This is a genomic window from Bacillus sp. NEB1478 (assembly GCF_031582965.1).
Lineage (GTDB): Bacteria > Bacillota > Bacilli > Bacillales > Fictibacillaceae > Fictibacillus.
In genome coordinates, this window is record NZ_CP134049.1 from 2,428,193 (window position 1) to 2,449,851 (window position 21,659).

17 protein-coding genes and 2 riboswitches are annotated in these 21,659 nt (G+C 39.8%); of the genes, 9 read left to right on the plus strand and 8 right to left on the minus strand.

Going from position 1 to position 21,659, the window contains the following annotated elements; genetic code table 11:
* Both RGB74_RS12055 and RGB74_RS12060 read right to left on the minus strand, forming a co-directional pair.
* Positions 1–1,263, minus strand: coding sequence for a carbohydrate ABC transporter permease (locus tag RGB74_RS12055; RefSeq protein WP_310759549.1), 1,263 nt, complete (start codon positions 1,261–1,263; stop codon positions 1–3).
* 152 nt (positions 1,264–1,415) lie between these two features.
* A complete protein-coding gene (locus RGB74_RS12060; RefSeq protein ID WP_310759550.1) occupies positions 1,416–2,678 on the minus strand; it encodes an extracellular solute-binding protein in 1,263 nt (420 codons plus the stop codon).
* Between the two features lie 328 nt (positions 2,679–3,006).
* Between RGB74_RS12060 and RGB74_RS12065 the strand changes: the two genes are divergently transcribed.
* Both RGB74_RS12065 and RGB74_RS12070 read left to right on the plus strand, forming a co-directional pair.
* The gene (locus RGB74_RS12065) at positions 3,007–4,731 is read left to right on the plus strand and encodes a glycoside hydrolase family 13 protein (RefSeq protein WP_396135966.1); all 1,725 of its coding nucleotides are present in this window, start codon (positions 3,007–3,009) and stop codon (positions 4,729–4,731) included.
* Positions 4,732–4,840: 109 nt separating this feature from the next.
* Positions 4,841–6,196 (plus strand): MATE family efflux transporter, encoded by a 1,356-nt coding sequence (locus RGB74_RS12070; protein WP_310759551.1) that lies wholly within the window; start codon positions 4,841–4,843, stop codon positions 6,194–6,196.
* Between the two features lie 242 nt (positions 6,197–6,438).
* Here the strand turns inward: RGB74_RS12070 and asnB are convergent, their stop codons facing one another.
* Positions 6,439–8,286 carry an asparagine synthase (glutamine-hydrolyzing) gene (gene asnB, locus RGB74_RS12075; RefSeq protein ID WP_310762865.1) on the minus strand — a complete coding sequence of 616 codons (1,848 nt, stop codon included), beginning with the start codon at positions 8,284–8,286 and terminating at the stop codon, positions 6,439–6,441.
* Between the two features lie 160 nt (positions 8,287–8,446).
* Between asnB and RGB74_RS12080 the strand changes: the two genes are divergently transcribed.
* Positions 8,447–9,535, plus strand: a complete 1,089-nt coding sequence (locus RGB74_RS12080; protein WP_310759552.1) for an AI-2E family transporter — start codon at positions 8,447–8,449, stop codon at positions 9,533–9,535.
* Between the two features lie 138 nt (positions 9,536–9,673).
* Here RGB74_RS12080 and RGB74_RS12085 read toward each other — a convergent pair whose 3' ends face one another.
* The 5 genes from RGB74_RS12085 to RGB74_RS12105 form a co-directional block, all read right to left on the minus strand.
* Complete coding sequence (locus RGB74_RS12085; protein WP_310759553.1) at positions 9,674–10,210, minus strand: 1,2-dihydroxy-3-keto-5-methylthiopentene dioxygenase; 537 nt, start codon at positions 10,208–10,210, stop codon at positions 9,674–9,676.
* Positions 10,188–10,865, minus strand: a complete 678-nt coding sequence (locus RGB74_RS12090; protein WP_310759554.1) for a methylthioribulose 1-phosphate dehydratase — start codon at positions 10,863–10,865, stop codon at positions 10,188–10,190. Before RGB74_RS12090 ends, RGB74_RS12085 begins: the two co-directional genes overlap by 23 nt.
* Positions 10,862–11,530, minus strand: a complete 669-nt coding sequence (locus RGB74_RS12095) for a 2-hydroxy-3-keto-5-methylthiopentenyl-1-phosphate phosphatase (protein WP_310759555.1) — start codon at positions 11,528–11,530, stop codon at positions 10,862–10,864. The genes RGB74_RS12090 and RGB74_RS12095 overlap by 4 nt, the downstream gene beginning before the upstream one ends.
* Entirely contained in the window at positions 11,527–12,768 is a 1,242-nt protein-coding gene (locus RGB74_RS12100) for a 2,3-diketo-5-methylthiopentyl-1-phosphate enolase (protein WP_310759556.1), read from the minus strand. Before RGB74_RS12100 ends, RGB74_RS12095 begins: the two co-directional genes overlap by 4 nt.
* Before the next feature lie 343 nt (positions 12,769–13,111).
* Positions 13,112–13,230: riboswitch (SAM riboswitch) on the minus strand.
* A 69-nt stretch (positions 13,231–13,299) separates the two neighbouring features.
* The gene (locus tag RGB74_RS12105) at positions 13,300–14,466 is read right to left on the minus strand and encodes a pyridoxal phosphate-dependent aminotransferase (protein WP_310759557.1); all 1,167 of its coding nucleotides are present in this window, start codon (positions 14,464–14,466) and stop codon (positions 13,300–13,302) included.
* 109 nt (positions 14,467–14,575) lie between these two features.
* Between RGB74_RS12105 and RGB74_RS12110 the strand changes: the two genes are divergently transcribed.
* The 6 genes from RGB74_RS12110 (at position 14,576) to RGB74_RS12135 (ending at position 21,644) form a co-directional block, all read left to right on the plus strand.
* A complete protein-coding gene (locus RGB74_RS12110; protein WP_310759558.1) occupies positions 14,576–15,358 on the plus strand; it encodes a carbon-nitrogen family hydrolase in 783 nt (260 codons plus the stop codon).
* Between the two features lie 113 nt (positions 15,359–15,471).
* A riboswitch (SAM riboswitch) is annotated at positions 15,472–15,643 on the plus strand.
* Between the two features lie 83 nt (positions 15,644–15,726).
* Complete coding sequence (gene mtnK / locus RGB74_RS12115) at positions 15,727–16,944, plus strand: S-methyl-5-thioribose kinase (RefSeq protein ID WP_310759559.1); 1,218 nt, start codon at positions 15,727–15,729, stop codon at positions 16,942–16,944.
* A 3-nt stretch (positions 16,945–16,947) separates the two neighbouring features.
* Positions 16,948–18,006, plus strand: coding sequence for an S-methyl-5-thioribose-1-phosphate isomerase (gene mtnA, locus RGB74_RS12120; protein ID WP_310759560.1), 1,059 nt, complete (start codon positions 16,948–16,950; stop codon positions 18,004–18,006).
* A complete protein-coding gene (locus RGB74_RS12125) occupies positions 18,003–19,130 on the plus strand; it encodes a sugar ABC transporter substrate-binding protein (protein ID WP_310759561.1) in 1,128 nt (375 codons plus the stop codon). Before mtnA ends, RGB74_RS12125 begins: the two co-directional genes overlap by 4 nt.
* Entirely contained in the window at positions 19,127–20,635 is a 1,509-nt protein-coding gene (locus tag RGB74_RS12130) for a sugar ABC transporter ATP-binding protein (RefSeq protein WP_310759562.1), read from the plus strand. Before RGB74_RS12125 ends, RGB74_RS12130 begins: the two co-directional genes overlap by 4 nt.
* The gene (locus RGB74_RS12135) at positions 20,616–21,644 is read left to right on the plus strand and encodes an ABC transporter permease (RefSeq protein WP_310759563.1); all 1,029 of its coding nucleotides are present in this window, start codon (positions 20,616–20,618) and stop codon (positions 21,642–21,644) included. The genes RGB74_RS12130 and RGB74_RS12135 overlap by 20 nt, the downstream gene beginning before the upstream one ends.
* Positions 21,645–21,659: the final 15 nt, after the last annotated feature.

Below are 21,659 nucleotides of genomic sequence, written 5' to 3' on the forward strand. Positions count from 1 at the left end.
TTAAATCATCCCTTCATCCTTAAATGCTTTTGTTTTTCTAAATTGCCAAAGAGCAACTGTAATAATAATAATGGAAAGCATTACGGTTACCGCTGCTGCTTTACTATATTGAGCAGACGTCATCGTTAAGTTGTAGATCCATGAAATCAAAATATCAGTACCGCCTGCATTTTGATCAGGCACTGCTGGACCACCGTTATTAAACAAGTAAATGACGTTAAAGTTATTAAAATTGAATGTGTATTGTGTGATTAATATTGGTGCAATTGCAAATAGAATCATAGGAAGCGTAATTTTTCTGAATTTATCCAGCGTAGAAGCACCATCAACAGTCGCGGCTTCATATAATTCACCCGGAATAGATTGAAGTACACCTGTAGTCATAGCCATAATAAAAGGAAAACCTAACCACGACTGAATCATTATCAATGCAATCTTTGTGAAGAACGGATCTGTCATCCAGGGTATGGGATCGATTCCAAGAGCTCCTAAAATATCAGTATTAATTGCGCCGAACGTATCATTGAACAATCCGCTAAAGATCAGGATTGAAACGAACGCTGGCACTGCCCAAGGAAGAATTAATAATGTACGGATAACCCCTTTAAACCGCAAATCTGGTTGGTTAATAATTACGGCAAGAAGAATCCCGATCGCAACTTGCAATGTCGTAGCTGTAAACGTCCAAATAATCGTCCATGCAAATACGGATACAAATGTTTCACGCCAAATATCTAGTGAGAAGATTTGAGTAAATGTTTGCAAACCTACCCAGTCTACTAATTTAGCAGGCGGTGAATGATATAAATCATAGTTTGTAAAAGATAAAAGAAGCATGAAAATGATCGGAAAAATAACGACGAACAATAATAATAAGAATCCAGGTCCAATCAATAAATACGGAAAGCCTTTATCTACTACATTGTGATATTGTTCTCTTAAAGTGTTCAGTGTTAATCCCATATCACGCTTTTTGCCATTTTGATAAGCATCATAAATATTAAATACATAAAACCCGATACCTATTGCAACGACAAGCAAAGAAATAACACCTTGTACAAGTAGAAAAATTGAGTGGTCACGCGGAACTTCAGTACCAAGCGTAACGATTCCCCAAAGACCGATGTTTAGAAAATCTGAAAAAGCGATTACATAACATGCTGCCAAAAATAAAAATGCAATTCCTTTTACCCATTGTTTATTAAAAAACTGGCCAATTCCTGGAATAATGGACAGAAGAGCTGCCGTCTTACGATATGTCATTTCAGGGTTCTCCTTTCTATATCTCACATTAGTTTTGGTGTTTTGTTCGAAAGATTTCAGGACCCTTACCAGCAAAACCTTTCCAACAAACACCTTAAGTGAGAGAAAGCAGTACCCGGCAACGCTGGGTACCGCTTTCAATAAATCCATTATTATTTGCTGTGGTTAGCTTTAATGTTATCGTTAATTGTTTTAACTGCACTTTCTAATGCAGCTTGAGGCTTAGATTTTCCTGTTGCAGCTAATTGAAGTGCATTAGCAGCTGGAGCCCAAACTTCTGACATTTCAGGAATGTTAGGCATTGGAACACCACGTTCAGATTGAACAGCTACTGCTTTTGCTGCTTCGTTATCTGCAATAATTGGATCCTTCATTAGAGATACAACTGGTGGAATCTCCGCTGTTTTTTCATAACGAGCTTTTGCACTTTCTTCGTTCGTGATGAATTCAACAAGCTTTGTAGCCCATTCTTTGTTTGCAGAGAATGCACTTACGTTATATCCTTTAACTCCGATGAATGTTTTCACATACTCACCATTTGGAAGTTTAGGCATAGGAGCAACACCGATGTCAATACCAGCATCTTTATAACCTTGGAAAGACCATGGACCATTCATTACAGATGCAGCTTTACCTTCAGTAAACAACCCATCAATTGTCGATCCAGCTTTTTCACCGATGATTCCTTTAGGGAATAATCCGTCGTTGTACCAGCTATTGATGTATTCTAGACCTTTAACAGCACCTTCGTTAGCAAGTCCAACATCTTTAGGATCTAGACTGCCGTTGTCATCTTTAAATACGTATCCACCAAAACCTGAAAGAATTCCATGAGCAAAGTAGAAATCTGTCCAGTTAGCTAAGTAACCGTATTGAGCTCCGCCTTTGTCACCTTTCGAGAAAGCAAGTAAATCATCTAAAGACTCAGGAGCTTTATCCATAAGCTTCTTGTTGTAGATAAATACTGGTGTTTCAGTTGATTTTGGAAGACCATAAAGTTTTCCATCGTAAGTTAGTGCATTAATAGAAGAATCTGTGTAAAGTTTTGTAGTATCATCAGCCACTTCGATCGGTGTGATTAAACCTTCAATTGCTAAAGGTCCAATACGATCGTGTGGAGTTGTAATAATATCTGGTCCTTTTTTAGCTGGTCCGTCAAGACGAAGCTTTTCTTGCTGATCTAGCATTGGAATTTCTTTTAGTTCAACTTTAATGCCGTATTTCTCTTCGAATTTCTTAATAGCATCCGTTGTTCCAACACCTTTTTCTTGGTCTTCCCAAATAACTAGCTTATCTGGTTTGTCACCAGCAGCTTCTTTCCCGCCTGTTGACTTGTCGTCATCTTGCGGTCCGCAAGCAGCTAGAGCACTTGCAGCAAGAGCAAAAGTTAAAGGCAATGCTAATAACTTTTTCATGAATGTACCCCCCATTAAATATAAAAAATCAAAAGCATACAAACGTTTGCACAATGGATCAAAAAAATAAATCCCAACTGAAATATGTACTTTTTTGTCGTTTATGAAAACGATTGCATTGATTGCTCAATTTCATTATACCTCCCTGTTGAATTTTTACAATAGTTTTTTAACTTTTTTTGAATTCGCTTTCATTTTTCTTGATTTAAACAATTGAACTGTTTATACTACAACCATTAACAATTTGAAGGCAATGTACACTTGTGGGGGTACAACCTAAGTTCGATTAGGTTGTGCCCTCTTTTTAGTTGAAGGGAGAGTATATTCGATGTTAAAAGAAGCGATTTATCACAGACCAGGCAACAGTTTTGCTTATGCGTATGACGATCAGACACTTCATATCCGAATTAGGACGAAAAAAGGTGATGTTCAAAAAGCGTCTTTATTATATGGCGATCCATACGACTGGACAAAAGATGGGTGGCAAACTTCACTTGCTCCTATGCAATTAAGCGGAACCGATGAATGGTTTGACTATTATTTTATTGATATAAAACCACCTCACCGCCGATTACGTTACGGATTTATTCTGGAAAGCAACAATGAAACTGTTTGTTATACCGAAAAAGGCTTTTATCAAGATCCACCTTTAGATGATACAGCCTATTATTTTTGTTTTCCTTTTCTAAATGCAATCGATGTATTCCGTGCACCATCTTGGGTAAAAGATACGGTTTGGTATCAAATTTTTCCCGAACGGTTTGCAAATGGTGATACAAGTATTGATCCAGATGGCGCGCTCCCTTGGGGCAGTGAGGAACCTAAACCTAATAATTTTTTTGGAGGAGATTTTCAAGGTGTCATCGATCACATTGATTATCTAGTTAAGCTTGGAATAACAGGAATTTACTTCACTCCTATTTTTAAGGCTAAATCCAATCACAAATATGACACGATTAATTATTTAGAAATTGATCCTCAATTTGGGGATAAAGAAACATTTAAAAAATTAGTAAAGGTTTGTCACGAAAACGGCATTAAAGTGATGTTGGATGCAGTATTTAATCATAGCGGATTCTATTTCGAGCCTTTTCAAGATGTGCTGGCAAATGAAGAAAACTCCCGTTATAAAGATTGGTTCTATCTTCATCAGTTCCCTATTCAGACTGAACCTCGTCCAAATTATGATACGTTTGCATTTGAAAAAACGATGCCTAAGCTAAACACCGAGCATCCTGAAGTTCGAGAGTATTTACTGAAAGTCGCACGATACTGGATTGAAGAATTTGATATCGATGGCTGGAGACTTGATGTGGCAAATGAAGTTGACCACTCTTTTTGGAGAGACTTTAGAAAAACGGTAAAGTCCGTTAAGCCAGAAGCGTATATACTCGGAGAGATCTGGCATGACTCAATCGGCTGGCTTCAAGGAGACCAGTTTGATGCAGTCATGAACTATCCTTTTACAGATGCGGTCCTTGATTTTGTAGCAAAAGAGAAGATCGATGCAAAAACCTTTTCAGAAAAAATTACAGCTGTAATGAATATGTATCCCGAAAATGTGAATGAAGTGGCTTTTAATTTGCTAGGATCACATGATACAGCCCGTCCATTAACATTTTGCCATGACAACAAGGATAAATTAAAGCAGCTCTTTCTACTGATGCTGACGTTTAAAGGAACGCCTTGTATTTATTATGGTGATGAAATAGGAATGAGCGGTATGAGAGATCCTGGCTGCAGAGCATGTATGGAGTGGAACGTAGAAAAACAAGATCTTGATTTATTTGAACACGTTCAAAGTCTTCTTTCGCTTCGTAAGAAATATTCTGTTTTAGCTAATGAAGGATCGTTGAATTTCTTGTATGCTGAAGGTCATTCAATCGTGTATGAAAGAGCGTCTAATGAAGATAGCATGCTCATATTATTAAATGCAGATGAAGAGGAAGCTGAACCTGCATTTGATATCCCGAAAAATTACGAATTGATTTTTGGTGGGGATTATTCACGATCATTACCAGCTTATGGCTTCAGCATCTATAGAAAACTGTAAATAAAACTTCCCCTTACTGTAAAAAAAGTAGGGGGTTTTCATTTCATAACAATCAATTTATTGTACAATAGGAAAATACATTTCAATCCATAGATGGAGAGGGATTTACATGAAAGGAAATAAAGCAGTCAAGCTTTCCCTTTTTGCCATTACGTGGCCCATTTTCATAGACATTATGCTTCACATGCTGATGGGCAATGCAGATACCCTCATGCTCAGTCAGTACTCAGATCATTCCGTTGCAGCTGTCGGTCTTACTAATCAGCTATTATCAATCGTGATCGTTATGTTCGGTTTTGTAGCAACAGGGGCTACAGTTGTTATTGCTCAATCACTCGGGGCGAAGCTTCAGAAAACAGCAGCAGAAGTAGCTGTTGTCGCATTACTTGGAAATTTAATTTTTGGTATAGTAATTAGTGCCGTTTTAGTCATTTGGGGAGACTTATTCTTAAAATGGATGAATACCCCTCCTGAACTGATGGAAGAAGCGTCTAGTTATTTGCTGATTGTAGGCGGTTTTGTTTTTATTGAATCTGTCATCATGTCTGCAGGAGCTGCAATCCGCAGTAATGGTTTTACGAAAGATGCGATGTTTGTCACGATCGGTATGAACATATTGAACGTGATCGGTAACTATTTATTTATTTTTGGGGCGTTCGGCTTTCCTGTTTTAGGTGTAGAGGGAGTAGCCATATCGACTTCTTTCAGCCGTTTTCTAGGACTGCTCGTTATTTTGTTCTTGTTAGTTAAACGTTCTCCGTTTCCATTACCTTTTAAGCAATCATTCAAATTATTCCCGATTCATATTAAAAGTGTACTAAAAATCGGTCTTCCTTCTGCTGGCGAACACCTTTCTTACAGCGGTTCGCAAATGGTCGTGACTTTTTTTATTACGATGTTAGGTACGACTGCTCTGACGACAAAAGTGTATACGTTTAACATTATGATGTTCATTTTTCTGTTCGCAGTTGCTATTGGTCAAGGTACACAGATCATAATCGGACACTTAATCGGGGCAAAATCTTATGACAAAGCATATAAAACCTGTTTGCGAAGTCAGACTTACGCGATGATCATCAGCTTCTTGATGGCTGGTGTGGCATCTCTTTTTGCAAAACCTCTATTGTCCATTTTTACGGATAACCCGGAAATTTTGAATGAAGGCACGAAGTTATTATATTTAACACTGTTACTTGAGCCTGGCCGTTCTTTTAACCTTGTCATTATTTCTAGTTTAAGAGCAGCTGGAGACGTGAATTTCCCGATTATGATGGGTATCATTTCGATGTGGGGAGTGAGTGTTTCGCTGGCATATTTGCTTGGAATTGTGTTCGAACTTGGTTTGACTGGAATCTGGATAGCCTTTGCGGCGGATGAATGGCTGCGCGGTCTCTTTATGTTATGGAGATGGCGAAAACGAGGCTGGCAGAAAAAACATTTGGTTAAAAGTGAAGCAACTGCTTGACGAATGATTAAGAGCTGATTTAAAAGTGTGCTTGCCGCACTAGGATCAGCTCTTGTTTGTTTTACAAAACATATTCTTTTTTCTGTTACACGATTCCACTGAAAAAGTGGGTTTTCATCCTTAAACTCTTTACTTTCGCCATTAACTATCAAATCAGTCTTTCAGTTTTTGGATATGCCGTCTAAAAGTAAAAATGACTTAAAAGGATAATAGAATAATACCTTCTAAATCATTTTTTTGAATTAATCTATTATGTTTACATTATAATCTGTCAGCCAGCTGTCGATCTGTGCTAAATGCGCCATGAGCTGAGGTCCGGTCATTAACTGGCCAAACCATGGTTCTTTAAATGTTTCTCCGTTCGTATCGATAATTTCTTGAACTTTATTTCGGTTCAGTATTTCAAACAACGGAGAGCTTTTCTTGTTCACGATGTTCTGCAGCCAATCTTTTACGCCGTTTGTATACTCCGGATGGAATGTTTTTGGATAAGGGCTTTTTTTTCGGTACAATACATCATCAGGCAGAATTCCGGTTAAAGCTTTACGAAGAATTCCCTTTTCCCTGCCCCCAAGCATTTTCATTTCCCAAGGGATGTTCCACGCATATTCTACGATTCTATGATCTGCAAAAGGTACTCGAACTTCCAAGCTGGCTCCCATGCTCATGCGGTCTTTCCGGTCTAATAGCGTTGTCATAAACCAGAGCATGTTTAAGTAAAAGATTTCTCGTCTTCTTGCTTCTAATTTTGATTCGCCATCTGATACAGGTGTTTCATTTATTGTTTCTTCATATCGCTGCTGAACATATGATGATAGATTTAATTTTCTTGCCCATGAATCGTGTAGTAGGTTTTGCCTTGCTTCCGTTGAACGCATCCATGGAAACATTGCCCGATTCATAAGTTCCTCTTTATGAAACCATGGATATCCTCCAAAAATCTCATCTGCACATTCACCTGACAAAGCAACTGTTGACTGCGGTTTGATCTGACGGCAAAACCATAGAAGTGAAGAGTCGACGTCTGCCATGCCAGGCAGATCACGAACGGTTACAGCTTCACGAAGATGGTTGATCAGCAGTTCGTTATCAATGACACAGCGATGATGAACAGAACCTGTTGCCTCCACCATTTTTTCTATCCATGGCGCATCTGAGTTCGGCTGGTAGTCACTCGCTTTAAAATATTTTTCATTATCAACATAATCAACACTGAATGTATGAAGTTCACCTTTATTTTCTTCTTGAAAATATTTAGCCGCAATGGCTGTTATTGCGCTCGAATCGACTCCGCCAGATAAAAATGTGCAAACCGGTACATCTGCGACAAGCTGACGTGTTACGGCGTCATTTACAAGAAACCTTACATTTTCAATCGTATCTGCTAAAGAATCTTGATGCGGTTTGCTCTCAACATTCCAATAGCGCCATATTTTTAAACCATTTTTCGTATATGTTGCCGCGTGTGCAGGACGCAGCTCTTTGATTCCATTATAAACACCATTACCTGGTGTTCTCGATGGTCCTAGCCCAAAAACTTCTTGCAAGCCTTCACGATCGACTTCTGCTTTAATATCTGGATGTGAGAGAATGGCTTTCATTTCTGAACCAAAAAGCAATGTCCCGCCGCCTTCATAATAAAAGAAAGGTTTCACTCCTAATCGGTCACGAACTAAAAACAGGCTTTCTTTTTCTTCGTCCCATATCGCAAACGCAAAGATTCCATTAAATTTTTCAATACAGGCTTCTCCCCATTCCATGTACGAGACAAGGAGCACTTCTGTATCTGAATGACCTTCAAACCTATACCCTCTTTTCAGTAGTTCTTTTCGAATATCTTCCGTATTATACAGCTCTCCGTTGTAGCAAAGGGTATACGTCTTGTCGTTTTTGTATCTGGTCATCGGCTGAACTCCGCCTTCGATATCAACTACTGCAAGACGTGCATGGCCAAACCCCGCATGAATCGTACTCCATACATTCAAAGCATCAGGTCCGCGTTTAGATAATGGTGTTGCCATTTTAATCAGTATATTTTTCTCTCCATTGAGGTTTCGATTCCAATCTGCCCAACCTGTTATTCCGCACATTGGTTTCATCCTTTCTCTCTTCAAACTGCAAGTCGAATACATTTGCCCATTTACTTATCATATGCTTTCCTTCTTGTACCAGTGTTCAACTAATATTTGTGTAAGTTCTTCCATCCTGTGTATAATGTATCTATATTTTGAGAATACAAGGGGTTTTGGGATGCCACAGTCAAAGTTTTTTCGTTTTGGTTACGGATTGCTGCTTATTTTTCTTGTCATTTTAGTAGGAACAAAGATTGATTTTATCTTCCGACCAGTAGTGGTCCTTGTACAAACATTATTTTTCCCTTTTTTACTGGGCGGCGTTTTGTACTATCTATTCCGTCCTATCGTGCAGTTTCTTCATAAAAGGAGAGTTCCTAAAGTTATTTCAATTTTGCTAATTTATTTGCTTGCGATCGGTTTGTTCGTATTACTGTTTTATTCAATCGGACCGATCTTGCAGAGACAAGTAAGCAATCTAATCGAAAATACTCCTGCTCTCATTGATTCGATTCGTGGAAAATTAAATGATCTTCAGCAAAACGAATGGGTAAATCGTTTTCAGGAAAGCGATCAATTCGATGTAAAAGAAATCTCAGATAAGATATCTTCTTACTTATCACACAGTGTACAGACCATTGGAACAAACATCGCGAACTTCATTGGAATAATCACGAACATTATTATGATTTTTGTTACGGTTCCTTTCATTTTGTACTACATGTTAAAAGAAGGCGAGAAAGCACCGCAGATGGTACTGCAGACATTGCCTGAAAGACAGCGCAACAATGGCTGGAAAATTTTAAAAGACATGGACATTGCGTTAAGTTCATACATCCAAGGTCAGATTCTTGTAAGTGTATGTGTAGGAACGATGCTTTATATCGGTTATTTGATCATCGGAATTGAATATTCTTTGATCCTAGCGATTATTGCCATGTTTACGAACGTCATACCTTTTTTAGGACCCATTATTGGAGTCGTACCGGCTCTTATAGTTGCTGTAGTTGACTCTCCTGCAATGGTCATTAAAGTACTTATAATTATGGTGATTGCACAGCAGATAGAGGGTAACTTGATTTCTCCGCAAGTAATGGGGAAAAAGCTCGATATTCACCCGCTTACGATTATCTCGATCTTGCTCGTTGCTGGAAGCCTTGGCGGTTTGCTTGGATTGATTCTTGCAGTTCCTGTGTACGCGGTTTTGAAAGTCATCGTACTTCATACGTATCGACTAATAAAACTGAGAAAAGAACAGCAACAATAAAAAAACACCAGGCGACCGGTGTTTTTGTTTTATATAGGGAATGGCGCGCATATTTTCCGTATGGCGCGCATATTTATCTGGTTCCGCTCGTAAAAACAGCCCTGCTGAAATTTTCAGCGGGCTGTTTTTACCATTTAGCTATTTTACTTCCTGAGGTTCTTTATCATAGATTGGAACCCATCCTTCTTTTGCTTTAAAAATGCGGACGGCAACAACTTTTCTGTCTTCTTGCAGTGTAAAATAATGACGGTAATTTTCTGGTACGGAGATTAGATCGCCAGGCTCAAGCTCTACATCGAAAAATCTTCCGTTCGTACCTTCGATCGCAAAAATCCCGTGACCTGATACGATAAAACGAACTTCGTCATCTGTATGATGATGCTCTGCCAAAAAGTTTTTCAACATTTCATCCAGGTTAGGCGTAGCATCAGATAAGGAAATTACATCTTCTGTCACATAACCTCTTCGTTTAGAAATGTCATCAATCTCCCCGCGGAATGTATGAATCACTTCTGCTTTTTCTTCATCTGTTAAGTTATAGTTTTCACGAAGATTCTCTGGCAATTTTTCGATATTCCACTTTTCATAAATAACACCTTGGCTATTTAAATAAGACTCTACCTCATTTTGTGGTTCAATTCTTTCATTGTTATCATGAAATCTTAAATGTGCCATATTTAACCCCTCCAAATGAATTGAATTTATGTTTTTTATTTAGTAAAGCCAGTGACTGAAGCTTGATTTGATAAGAAAATAAAAATTCAAATGCCTCTAGATGTTTTTTCGCTTCAAAAGCATTTCTTCCCCACACTGTAATACCATGGTTTCGGATTAAGACTGCTTTCGTTTCTGGTGTGATGACTTCAGCAACAGTCTTTGACAGCATTTCCAAATCAGCATGATTTTTTACGATTGGAACTGTAATGCTTCCGTCTTCTTCCCAGATACCAAATGCTTTGATTAGCTCTTGATCTTTAAACGTGATTTTCCCAGCATCTCCATACAACTCAGAAATAAGATTGTTGTCGACGGTATGGACATGAAGACAACAGCACGCATCCGTTAGTTTGTAGACCTCGCAATGAATACCAGTTTCCGCCGAAGCTTTTAGTGAAGTTTGTTCTGCAGCTTTCCCTTCTCCATCTACTAATAAAAAATCCTCAGCTGTGCGTTTTGTTTTGTCTTTTCCACTTGCTGAAACGTAAAACGTAAGCGGATCGTCAGACACTTTGATCGATACGTTGCCGCTTGTTCCAGGAAACCAGTTTCTTGCAGCAAGTTCGTCCTTTACATCAGCTAGTTCATTCCAGCGTTCTTCATGTATCGTCAACTTCTTACCTCCTTTTTCACTAAAGCATGAATCACATCAAAAAATGTTTCAAAAGGCGTATACGGAATTGAATTTTCTTTACATTTTTCTATTAAGTAATCTCTGGCAAATACAACATCGGCTAACTTGGCTGCTTGAAGGTCTGTTATTGAATCACCGATTACTATTTTTTGAGAATGAGGATGCTTTTCCTCTAAGTTACGAATGACAGATGGTTTGCAGCAGCCGCAATCATTCGTGCATTGCTCATCACAAGAATTCGGCCATGTAATTTCAATAAAATCTTTTGTGAAAATACTGCCGTTGCAGATGATGTGTTCTGTCTCTAACTTATTTTCCAAAACAGGATGAACAAAAAAGTCGATCCCTCCGCTCACAATGTAAAGCGGTATGTTTTCTTTTTTTGTAAAATTGATAAATTCCTCAAAACCATCTCTTATCTTTGATCTGGTTAGAACAAACTGGATAATATCATTCCGTTTATTAGCTGATATTCTGGAAAACAACTTCCCTACCCCTTCTCGAATCGAGATTGACTCATTCAAGATATTGTTCACGATTGGCTGCCATCCTTCTGGTGAGAACTCCTCCATGATGGCAACAATATTATCTTTTTCAGTGACCGTTCCATCAAAATCACAAAAAATCACAGGTTGGCTAGTCATGTAGCAGGCACTCCTCCCCAAAGCTCTAATGCTTTTAAAAGTTCAGGATGATGTTCAGCATATTTCTCGAAGTCTTCACCTCTGACGACTGCATCGATCGCTTGCCTGAAAGCTCGTGCACCGCCAGCTGCTCCATCCGGGTGGCCATGTATTCCACCACCTGCATTAATCACACTATCGACACCAAAATCTTTGAACAAAATAGGTGTCAGTCCCGGATGAATTCCCGCTGATGGTACTGGAAAAGATTTTGCAAGCTTGATATTGTCTGTTGTCAATGCTTCACTTATACCGAGTGCCTCACCGCGTTCAAGTGCAACACTTCCATATGGGCTTGGGAATAAGACGAGATCTGCACCAGCATATCTTAATAATTTTCCTAATAGAACAGAATATCCAATTCCATAAAGGGATGAAGATCCAATTGCTCCTGATAACGCTGGATGGGCCATAATCGGCAGCGGAATTTCTTTATCTTCTGCCAGTTCTTGAAGAACATCAGGTCCATACGACAATACGTTGAAAAGTAAAGCGTTCGCACCTAACTCAGCTGCAAGCCTCGCTTTATCTCTCAGTTCACTCGTACGTCCAGTTAAGTTAACTGCGTATAGTGTTTTTTCACCTGTTCGTTCTTGAACTTGCTGCAACACTTTTTTTGCCGTTCTTATTCTGTCATCAAACGGTGTGAGCGGATTATCAAAAAGAATTTCATCATCTTTTACAAGATCAACACCGCCTAAAGCTTGCTCGTAAAGCTGTTGTTCAAAAAATGATATATCTTTGCCTAATACTCCTTTAAAGATACTCATAACGAGCGGCCGGTCGTGAACACCGAGAATATTTCGGATACCATCAATACCGTATTTCGGCCCTGGGAAACGCTGCTCCAGATGCTTATCTAACTCTAAATCTACTAGCTTTATTTCACCATCTAGTGACAGCTTCCCGAAAATAGTCGTTAAAATCGCCGGAAGATCCGGTGAAAAATTGGCAGCAGGATATGAAATTTTAATTAATCCTTTTGTACGCTTGCTTCCTAAAAATTGATTTGTTTTATTGTCGTCATCCAATACCACGACACTTTCTACAGTGCCTTTATGTTTTTCCAGCTGATTTTGTTCTAATTGCGGGAGATCTGTCCACGATCCTACAGTCAGACCGAGTGCGATCCCCTCAGCCTTCTTTTCCAAATTTCCTTTTTTATCATGTACCAAATATGTCGCTGTTACTTTACTCATCGTTGTTATACTCCTTTCAAACACAAAACTTGCTATAAACTTTTCATCCTTTGAACATTTAAAGGCAAGAAAGTCTAGGAATCATTTATTGGCTCCTCCATGAGCACCGAGAAAACAAAACTGACGACGAGATTCGACGCTTATTAATGATCTTCCAATCGTTTGATCATTTAGAAGCGAGAAGGTCGAGAAAGTGAAGGTTTCGAGGCGCGGAATGTAGTCCTCCTACATGAGCACCGAGAAAACAAAACTGACGACGAGATTCGACGCTTATCAATGATCAAACACAATAAAAAGCCCCATCCAAGAAGGAAGGGGCGCCAAAAATCACAGTCCACGCTTCCTCTCATCTCTCAGTCCTTTTATAGACTGCAAGAATTAGCACCGTTTTCAGCATAAAAAATAAGCTGAATGGTTGCCGGGTTTCATCGGGCTAGTCCCTCCACCTGCTCTTAATAAGAGTGCAAATTGTTTGAATATAATGTTAAATGTGATTATGACAGGGTCATTACGATCTGTCAACAAAAAAATTTATAGCAACGTTGCAATGCGGTCTGCAGCTTCTATTAGCCGCTCTTCTGAAGTAAGAAGCCCGACCCGTACGTATCGGTCACCTTCTTTTCCGAACCCGATTCCCGGTGCTACGACAACATGTGTTTTATCTAACACATGATCAGCGAATGTTTCTGAAGTGAATCCATCAGGAACTGGGAGCCAGCAGAAAAAGGATCCTTTTGGCGCCTGGACACTCCATCCGTGTTCTTTTAACCGCCCGATAAATGCATTTCGTCGCCTTTCGTAAGTTTGGACGAGTTCATCCACGCAGTCTTGTGGTCCATTTAAAGCAACTGCCGCTGCATGCTGAACAGCGCCAAAAAGACTAACGTAAAAATGATCTTGTAATAGATTGATTGACTCAATGACTTGTTCATTTCCGACCGCGAAACCAACACGCCACCCAGCCATATTGTATGTTTTAGATAATGTATATATTTCGATTCCTACATCCTTTGCACCATCAGCCTGAAGGAAACTTACTGGCTTTTGCCCGTCATATCCGATCGCACCATACGCAAAATCGTGGCAAACTAAAATATCGTGGTCTTTAGCGATCTTCACAGTTTCATCAAAAAATTCTTTTGTAGCAACACCTGCAGTCGGGTTGTTCGGATAGTTTAAAAACATGAGTTTCGCTTCATTCAGCACGCTTTCATCCAAGCTCTTATAGTCAGGAAGAAATTCATTTTCTTTTTTGAGTGGCATCGTTTCCATTCTTGCTCCTGCCATTGCAATGCCTGACCAGTAATCCGGGTAGCCTGGGTCAGGAACAAGTGCAACTTCATCAGCGTTCAAATAGCATTGAGAAAGTTCAACAAGTCCGACTTTGCCTCCAAAAAGAACAGCTACTTCTTTATCAGGGTCGAGATCAACATCATATTCCCGTTTATAAAAATCAACAGCGGCCTGCTTTAAAAACGGGTAGCCGCGAAAAGGGGAATACTTGTGATAACCCGAATGATCTGCCCCTTCTTTTAGTGCGTCAACAATATGATTTGGTGTAGGCAGATCTGGATTACCTTGTCCAAGATTGATAACATCATAACCTTGATCCACATAATCCGTTACTTTTTTTACGAGCTTAGCAAAAAATTGTTCCGGCAGCTTTCCCAAAACCTCTGCCTGTTCAAAACGTTTCACAGAATCACTTCCAGTCTAATTTGAATGTTCTTGAAATTCTAATGAGTTATGTTATACGCTTAAGGAAATTCTGTAAAGACTTTTTTTTACCATGGAGGGTTGTTATTCAATGAAAATTGCATGCATACAAGTGGATGTTCAATTTGGCAAACCGCAATTAAACTATGAACATATTGAAAAAAAGATACGTGAGACAGTACACCTTTATAAGCCAGATACAATTGTTCTTCCTGAGCTATGGGATACCGGTTATGATTTAACCAGATTAGATGTAATCAGCGATGATAACGGCGAAAAAGCCAAGAAGTTATTAAGCTCTCTTGCAAAAGAGTTTGCGGTCAACATAATTGGCGGCTCTGTTGCCATGAGAAACGAGCAATCCGTTTACAATACAATGATGAGCTTTAACCGAAATGGAGAGCATATTGGAACTTATTCAAAAGCCCACCTCATTACACTGATGGATGAAGAAAAATACATTTCAGCAGGAGATGCAACTGGTTTATTCAAGGTGGATGGCATTCTTTCGGCAGGGGTTATCTGCTACGATATCCGCTTTCCTGAATGGATTCGCAAACCTTTTTTAAATGGGGCAAAAGTACTTTTCGTTCCTGCACAATGGCCGATCCAGAGAGAGATTCATTGGCGGGCTTTGCTCATCGCGCGAGCCATTGAAAACCAATGTTATGTCATTGCTTGCAACCGTATAGGAAGTGATCCGAATAATACCTTTGCCGGGCAGTCGATGATTATAGATCCATGGGGTGAGATCGTTGCGGAAGCTTCAAAAACAGAGGAAGAAATTTTAGTTGCAGACCTTTCATCAACGCTCGTTGATGAAGTTCGCACAAAGGTTCCAGCATTAAATGACCGTCGTGTGGATTTGTATTAATTCGTAATCTTTTCCCAAAAATGTGGTTGACAACCTTTTATTATCGATGTAGTATAACGATTATGAATTGTGCGAATATTATTTCGCCTTGTACTTTTAATTGAATAACAGGTCTCTTATCAAGAGCAGGTGGAGGGATATGGCCCGATGAAACCCAGCAACCGACCGTAATTCCATTGTGAAATGGGGCGCCCGCAATTTAGGGGGAGCCGCTGAATGAATGAATTAAAGCGTATGGCACGGTGCTAATTCCAGCAGAACATTTTTGTTTTGCTAAGATAAGAGGCACGGGACTATACCTTTCCGAGCCTCTTTTCTTATATAGAAAAGGGGCTTTTTATATTTCAATATATAAGGGGGAAACGGAAATGAGTATCCAATTGGAGCGATCATACGAACCGTTAACTGAATTAAACGTGATAGAAGTCATTCGTGATTTAAATTATTTTCTACCTGAACACGAAAACGAATTAGTAGTAAATGAAATTGGCGATGGAAACTTAAATCTCGTGTTTCATATTAAACATCCTTCCACAAAAAAATCATTGATCGTAAAACAGGCATTGCCTTATGCAAAGGTTGTAGGAGAAAGCTGGCCTCTTACATTGGACAGAGCACGAATAGAAAGTGACGCTTTACGGGCAAAAGGTGAATCGGTTCCCCATCTTGTTCCTCAGGTGTATCACACAGATAGAACTCTAGCAGTGACTGTAATGGAGGATTTGTCCGACCATACGATATTAAGAAAAGCATTGATTGAAGGAAACACCTATTCGCAGCTAGCTGAAGATATCGGAACGTTTACAGCAAACACAGCATTTTATTCCAGTGATTTTTATCTTCATCCTTTTAAGAAAAAAGAACAAGTTGCTAAATTTATCAACCCCGAGCTTTGTAAGATCACAGAAGATCTCGTGTTTACAGATCCTTTCTTCGACCATGACACGAACGATTTTCCTAATGAACTTTCTACCAATGTCAAAAAGCTATGGAATGATAATGAACTTTTAAGAAACGTATCACAATTACGCTACTCTTTTTTAACCCGATCTGAAGTTCTGCTGCACGGTGATCTTCATACAGGCAGTATTTTTGTAACAGCAGATTCTACAAAAATTATCGATCCTGAATTTGCTTTCTACGGACCTGCCGGATTTGATTTAGGCCATTTTTTGGCAAATTTGGCACTGAACTATCTTTCACAAAACGCACATGCAAAAGAACCTTTTAACCGTGAAGCATTGCAAAATTATTTACTCGAAACGATTCAAAAAACTTGGGATACGTATGAAAAGACTTTCTCGGATTTATGGCATGAAAAAGCGGAAGGTCCCTTTTCAAAAACGAGTGGAGTATTAAAAGATTTCATTCGGCAAACATTCCAGGACAGTATAGGTTTTGCAGGATGCGAAATAATCAGACGGACGATCGGTCTTGCTCATGTAGCTGACTTAGACTCTATCGAAAACAAAGAAGTAGAACTGTTTTACAAAAAGAAAGCACTGGAGCTTGGCAGTCAGCTCATTAAGAAACGATCAAATTTCACATCGATTACTCAACTAACAGATTGGATCAGAGGTGCATAAGGAATGACAGTCACAGATAAATGGGTGGCTTCGGTTCGCTATCGAGGCAACCACCTCCTTTTATTAGATCAACAGCAGCTTCCACACAACACGGTTTACTTAAACGTAACCAGAATCGAGCATGTATGGGAAGCTATTTCAAAACTAAAAGTCCGCGGTGCCCCAGCAATTGGAATTGCGGCTGCATTCGGACTCACTCTTTGGAGTAATGCAGAAAAAGAAACGAACTTGAGTTTATTTTTAGAAAAACTGATTAAGCAGCGTGATTATCTTGCCTCTTCCCGTCCTACAGCTGTTAACCTTTTCTGGGCGATTGACCGTGTTACTTCTTCCGCTCAAAGTGCCCTATCTGTCGAGGACGCAAAAATACGAATCGAGCAGGAAGCCAAAAATATTCAAACAGAAGATGAAAATACATGCCGCAAGATCGGTGAATACGCACTATCTCTACTTCAGGACGGAGATTCAGTAATGACGATTTGCAATGCAGGTGCCATCGCAACAAGTAAGTACGGGACAGCACTTGCACCCTTTCATCTTGCAAAGGAAAAAGGATGGAATCTCAGTGTATATGCAAATGAAACGCGACCCGTCCTGCAAGGATCCCGGTTAACCGCTTGGGAACTTCAATCTAATGATATAGACGTGACTCTGATCACGGACAACATGGCAGCCCATACGCTGAAAACGAAGAATATTAAGGCTGTAATTGTAGGATGTGACCGTGTTGCCGCTAATGGAGATACTGCCAATAAAATCGGAACGTTCGGACTTGCGTTACAAGCTAAAGCGCTTAATATCCCTTTTTACGTCGCCTGCCCCCTCTCCACTTTAGATTTGGAAACAAAAAGCGGTGAAGAAATCCCGATCGAGGAGCGGCCAGAAGAAGAAGTCACTCACCTAAACGGTATCCGTATTGCACCAGAAGGAATCAAGGTTTTTAATCCGGCATTTGACGTCACTCCTGCTGATTACATATCAGCGATCATTACGGAAAAAGGTATCGTCGAAGGAAACTATATTCAGTCCCTATCAAAACTTAAGGAGGAGGAAACCAATTGAAATCATGGAAAGCACTGTCTGCCGGAATCGTGACTGCCTCTCTTCTTCTTACTGGCTGCACGAGTGAACAAGACGCAGTCGCTCAAAAAACAGAGACGAGAACGGTTAGCGCAGAGAAACCCACAAACAAATCAAAGGATGTATCATCCAAAGAAATTCCATCTCAGCTTCAGAAACCATTAAAGATTGCTTCTATTAATCAATTTTCAATCGGCACCTTCTCTTCTCAATACGTGAGCGGTGTTAAGAAACAAGTAGAAGAGTTCGGTGGTTCCGTTCAAGTATATAATGCGGACAACGATTTATCTAAAATGGCTGCGTATGTGGAAACCGCCATCAATCAACAAGTTGATGGAATCTTGATCGATCATGGCCGTGCCGATGCCATAGCTCCTAGTGTTAAAAAAGCAGTGGCAAAAGGAATTCCTGTTGTAGCTTTCGACAGTGATATTAACATCCCTGGAGTAACTGTCATCGATCAGGATGACTATAGCCTCGCTTGGAACTCACTGCGTACAATGGCTCAAGACTTAAATGGCAAGGGAAAGATTGTATATGTTTGGGTTGGTGGCTTTACGCCAATGGAACGGAGAAATGTGATGTATGAAGCATTTAAGAAGCGCTATCCAAATATTAAGGAAATCGCACGCTTTGGAAATGCAAGTCAGAATACAGCATTAGACACTCAATCACAAATGGAAGCTCTGTTACAAAAATATCCGAACAAAGGAGATATCGATGCTGTTTTTGCTCCATGGGATGAGTTTGCCAAAGGAGCGACAAGAGCTATTCAGCAGGCCGGTCGGAACGAAATAAAAGTATATGGCATCGACCTTAGCGATGAAGATCTTCAGCTGATGCAAGCTGACGGCAGCCCTTGGAAAGCAACCGCTGCCACAGACCCTGCTGATGTCGGAAAGATGCAGGTTCGTTTTCTTTATCAAAAAGTTGCAGGTGAAGAAACGCCGCAAGTATACAGTGTCCAGCCGCATTTAGTTAAAAAAGAGACACTTCCCGCTTCAAAAGTATCGATGAGCGAGATGGGCAAATACGTAGAGAGCTGGGGCAAATCTGATGTAGCGAAGTCCACTTGGATGAAAACATTAAAAGAGGCGAGTAAATGATGAGTGAACTTCATTTAAGTAAAATCACAAAATCATTCGGTGATCAGAACGTGTTAAAAGGAGTGGATTTCACTGTCAAAAGCGGCGAGGTCCATGCTCTCCTAGGAGCGAACGGTGCTGGCAAAAGTACGCTTATGAAAATTCTTTCCGGAGACTATGAAAAAAATGAAGGTACGATATTCTTAGACGGAATACAACAAAACTTTCAATCTCCTATTGATGCGAAAGAAGCCGGCATTGAAATGGTCGTACAGGAAGTGGATACAGCTCTCGTCTCTTCTTTAAGCGTTGCTGAAAACATAATGATGAACGCCATTATTAATGGCCCCTCCTTTTTTTCATGGAGACAGCGGAACAAAAAAGCTTCTGCACTTCTGCAGCGAGTCGGTCTGAAACTGGACCCTGCTATATCCGTCTCTCAATGTACTTTAGCGGAAAAACAATTAATATTAATTGCAAAAGCTCTGTCGCGTGACCTGTCTTTTATTATTCTTGACGAACCGACTGCTCCATTAAGTTTAAGAGAAGCCGAACGTTTATTTGATGTTCTGCGCGGGCTACAGCGTGACGGAGTTGGAATTATTTATATTTCTCACCGGCTACCGGAAGTGCTGGAACTCTCCAATCAAGTGACTGTTTTAAAAGATGGATACGTCTCTCTGCATAAAGAAACGGATTTATGCCAGAAGGAAGAAATCATATCTGCAATGCTCGGAAACGTCCTAGAAGAAATTTCAAACAAAGATGAGGCAAGAAACCATGGAGACACCATTTTTGAAGTAAAAGATTTCAGAGTTCCCTCTACAGGTGAAAGCGTTTCATTATCTGTAAAACAAGGAGAGGTCGTGGGAGTAGCAGGTCTTGTAGGTGCAGGCAAGACTGAGACCGCTAGAGCGCTCTTTGGAGCCGACCGTTCAATAGATCCTGTTTACGTTCATAACAAAAAATTAAGGTTAACGAGTACTGCAAAAGCAATTTCTGCAGGTATTTCTTTTATCCCAGAAGAGCGGAGAAAAGAAGGAATTTTAGTAGACTTTAATGTGATAGAAAACTTGACTCTCCCTGTTTTAAAACAGTTTACGAAATTCGGGCTCATTCAAAAAAAGAAAGAAAAAACTGAAGCTGAAAAGTGGATAAAAACGCTTGGAATCAAGACTCAATCCTCTTCTTCCCGCCTGAATCATCTAAGCGGCGGAAATCAGCAAAAAGCTTCTATCGGTAAATGGCTATTAAATGATGGTGAGATTTTTATTTTTGATGAGCCAACAAAAGGAATCGACGTCGGCGCTAAGCAAGATGTGTTTCAATGTATTCAAAATCTTGCTTTAAAAGGCAAAGGTATTCTTTATTTTACGAGTGAGATCAGTGAACTCCTTGCATTTTGTGATCGGATCCTCATAATGTTCGATGGAAAAATAGCCGGTGAACTAAGCAAAGAAGATGCAACAACAGATAAAATTATGTATTACGCGACAGGAGGTCACTATGGCACAGTACGTTCATGAAGAATCAGTTAAAAATACGAAACTGCCTTTTACTGATAAACTATTTCCTTTTTTATACCGTTATGGAACATTGCTCGTTATTTTATTAACGGTGATAACATTTAGTCTCATCAACGATAAGTTTTTGAGTTATCATAACTTCACAGATATATTACGCTCCATCTCCATTATCACCTTGCTTGCGATCGGGGTGACGATTTCACTCATCGTCGGCGGCTTTGATCTGTCTGTAGGCTCGACAGCAAGTCTTGCTACGGTTACAAGTGCTGCCGCTCTTGTTCTTTACCGTCAAGAAACGATTGTTGCCATTTTAATCCCGATCATAATCGGACTGCTCGTAGGATTATTAAATTCATTTTTCGTTGTGAAAGTACGATTGCCTGATCTTCTTGCCACACTTGCGGTGATGTACATTATTAATGGTCTGCACCTGACATTTACGAAGGGATTTTCCATCTATAACAATATGCCGTTAGCTGAAGGAGGAACTGCACCTGGTGTATTTCTGCCGTCATTCCTGTTTATAGGACAAGGTGAGATTTTCTCGGTTCCCTTCCCTGTTATCATTATGCTTGTGGCGGTTATTGTGGTTCATTTCATTTTGCAGCAAACGCGTTTTGGAAGACTTCTATATATTACTGGCGGAAATGAAGAAGCTGCGCGCCTTTCAGGTGTTCGTGTAAAGCGTTATAAAATGTATGCTTATCTTTTATCCTCCTTTTTCGCGACGCTTGCTGGTATCCTGCTAGCAGCCAGAATCGGAACCGGCCAAGTTTCGGCAGGTGCTCCCTTGTTGATGGACGGTGTTGCTGCTGCCTTTATCGGTTATTCTGTTTTTGGTGCCGGCAAGCCAAATGTGATCGGTACATTTGTTGGTGCCGTTTTGATCGGAATTTTGTTAAATGGTCTTACGATGCTGAATGTGCCGTATTACGCTCAAGATATTGTGAAAGGTTCTATTTTAATAGGAGCTCTCGCTTTTATGTACTACGAAAAGAAAAACGCTTAGGATAAAAAAAACAGC

Excerpts from the sequence above, each read along its gene's own strand:
- asnB (WP_310762865.1), bottom strand. The coding sequence starts at position 8,286 with ATGTGCGGAATAACAGGTTGGGCAGATTGGAATCGAAACCTCAATGGA.
- RGB74_RS12130 (WP_310759562.1), top strand. The coding sequence starts at position 19,127 with ATGATGAGTGAACTTCATTTAAGTAAAATCACAAAATCATTCGGTGAT.
- RGB74_RS12055 (WP_310759549.1), bottom strand. The coding sequence starts at position 1,263 with ATGACATATCGTAAGACGGCAGCTCTTCTGTCCATTATTCCAGGAATT.
- RGB74_RS12065 (WP_396135966.1), top strand. The coding sequence starts at position 3,007 with ATGTTAAAAGAAGCGATTTATCACAGACCAGGCAACAGTTTTGCTTAT.
- RGB74_RS12060 (WP_310759550.1), bottom strand. The coding sequence starts at position 2,678 with ATGAAAAAGTTATTAGCATTGCCTTTAACTTTTGCTCTTGCTGCAAGT.
- RGB74_RS12100 (WP_310759556.1), bottom strand. The coding sequence starts at position 12,768 with ATGAGTAAAGTAACAGCGACATATTTGGTACATGATAAAAAAGGAAAT.
- mtnK (WP_310759559.1), top strand. The coding sequence starts at position 15,727 with ATGAGTATCCAATTGGAGCGATCATACGAACCGTTAACTGAATTAAAC.
- RGB74_RS12080 (WP_310759552.1), top strand. The coding sequence starts at position 8,447 with ATGCCACAGTCAAAGTTTTTTCGTTTTGGTTACGGATTGCTGCTTATT.
- RGB74_RS12085 (WP_310759553.1), bottom strand. The coding sequence starts at position 10,210 with ATGGCACATTTAAGATTTCATGATAACAATGAAAGAATTGAACCACAA.
- RGB74_RS12110 (WP_310759558.1), top strand. The coding sequence starts at position 14,576 with ATGAAAATTGCATGCATACAAGTGGATGTTCAATTTGGCAAACCGCAA.
- mtnA (WP_310759560.1), top strand. The coding sequence starts at position 16,948 with ATGACAGTCACAGATAAATGGGTGGCTTCGGTTCGCTATCGAGGCAAC.
- RGB74_RS12095 (WP_310759555.1), bottom strand. The coding sequence starts at position 11,530 with ATGACTAGCCAACCTGTGATTTTTTGTGATTTTGATGGAACGGTCACT.
- RGB74_RS12135 (WP_310759563.1), top strand. The coding sequence starts at position 20,616 with ATGGCACAGTACGTTCATGAAGAATCAGTTAAAAATACGAAACTGCCT.
- RGB74_RS12070 (WP_310759551.1), top strand. The coding sequence starts at position 4,841 with ATGAAAGGAAATAAAGCAGTCAAGCTTTCCCTTTTTGCCATTACGTGG.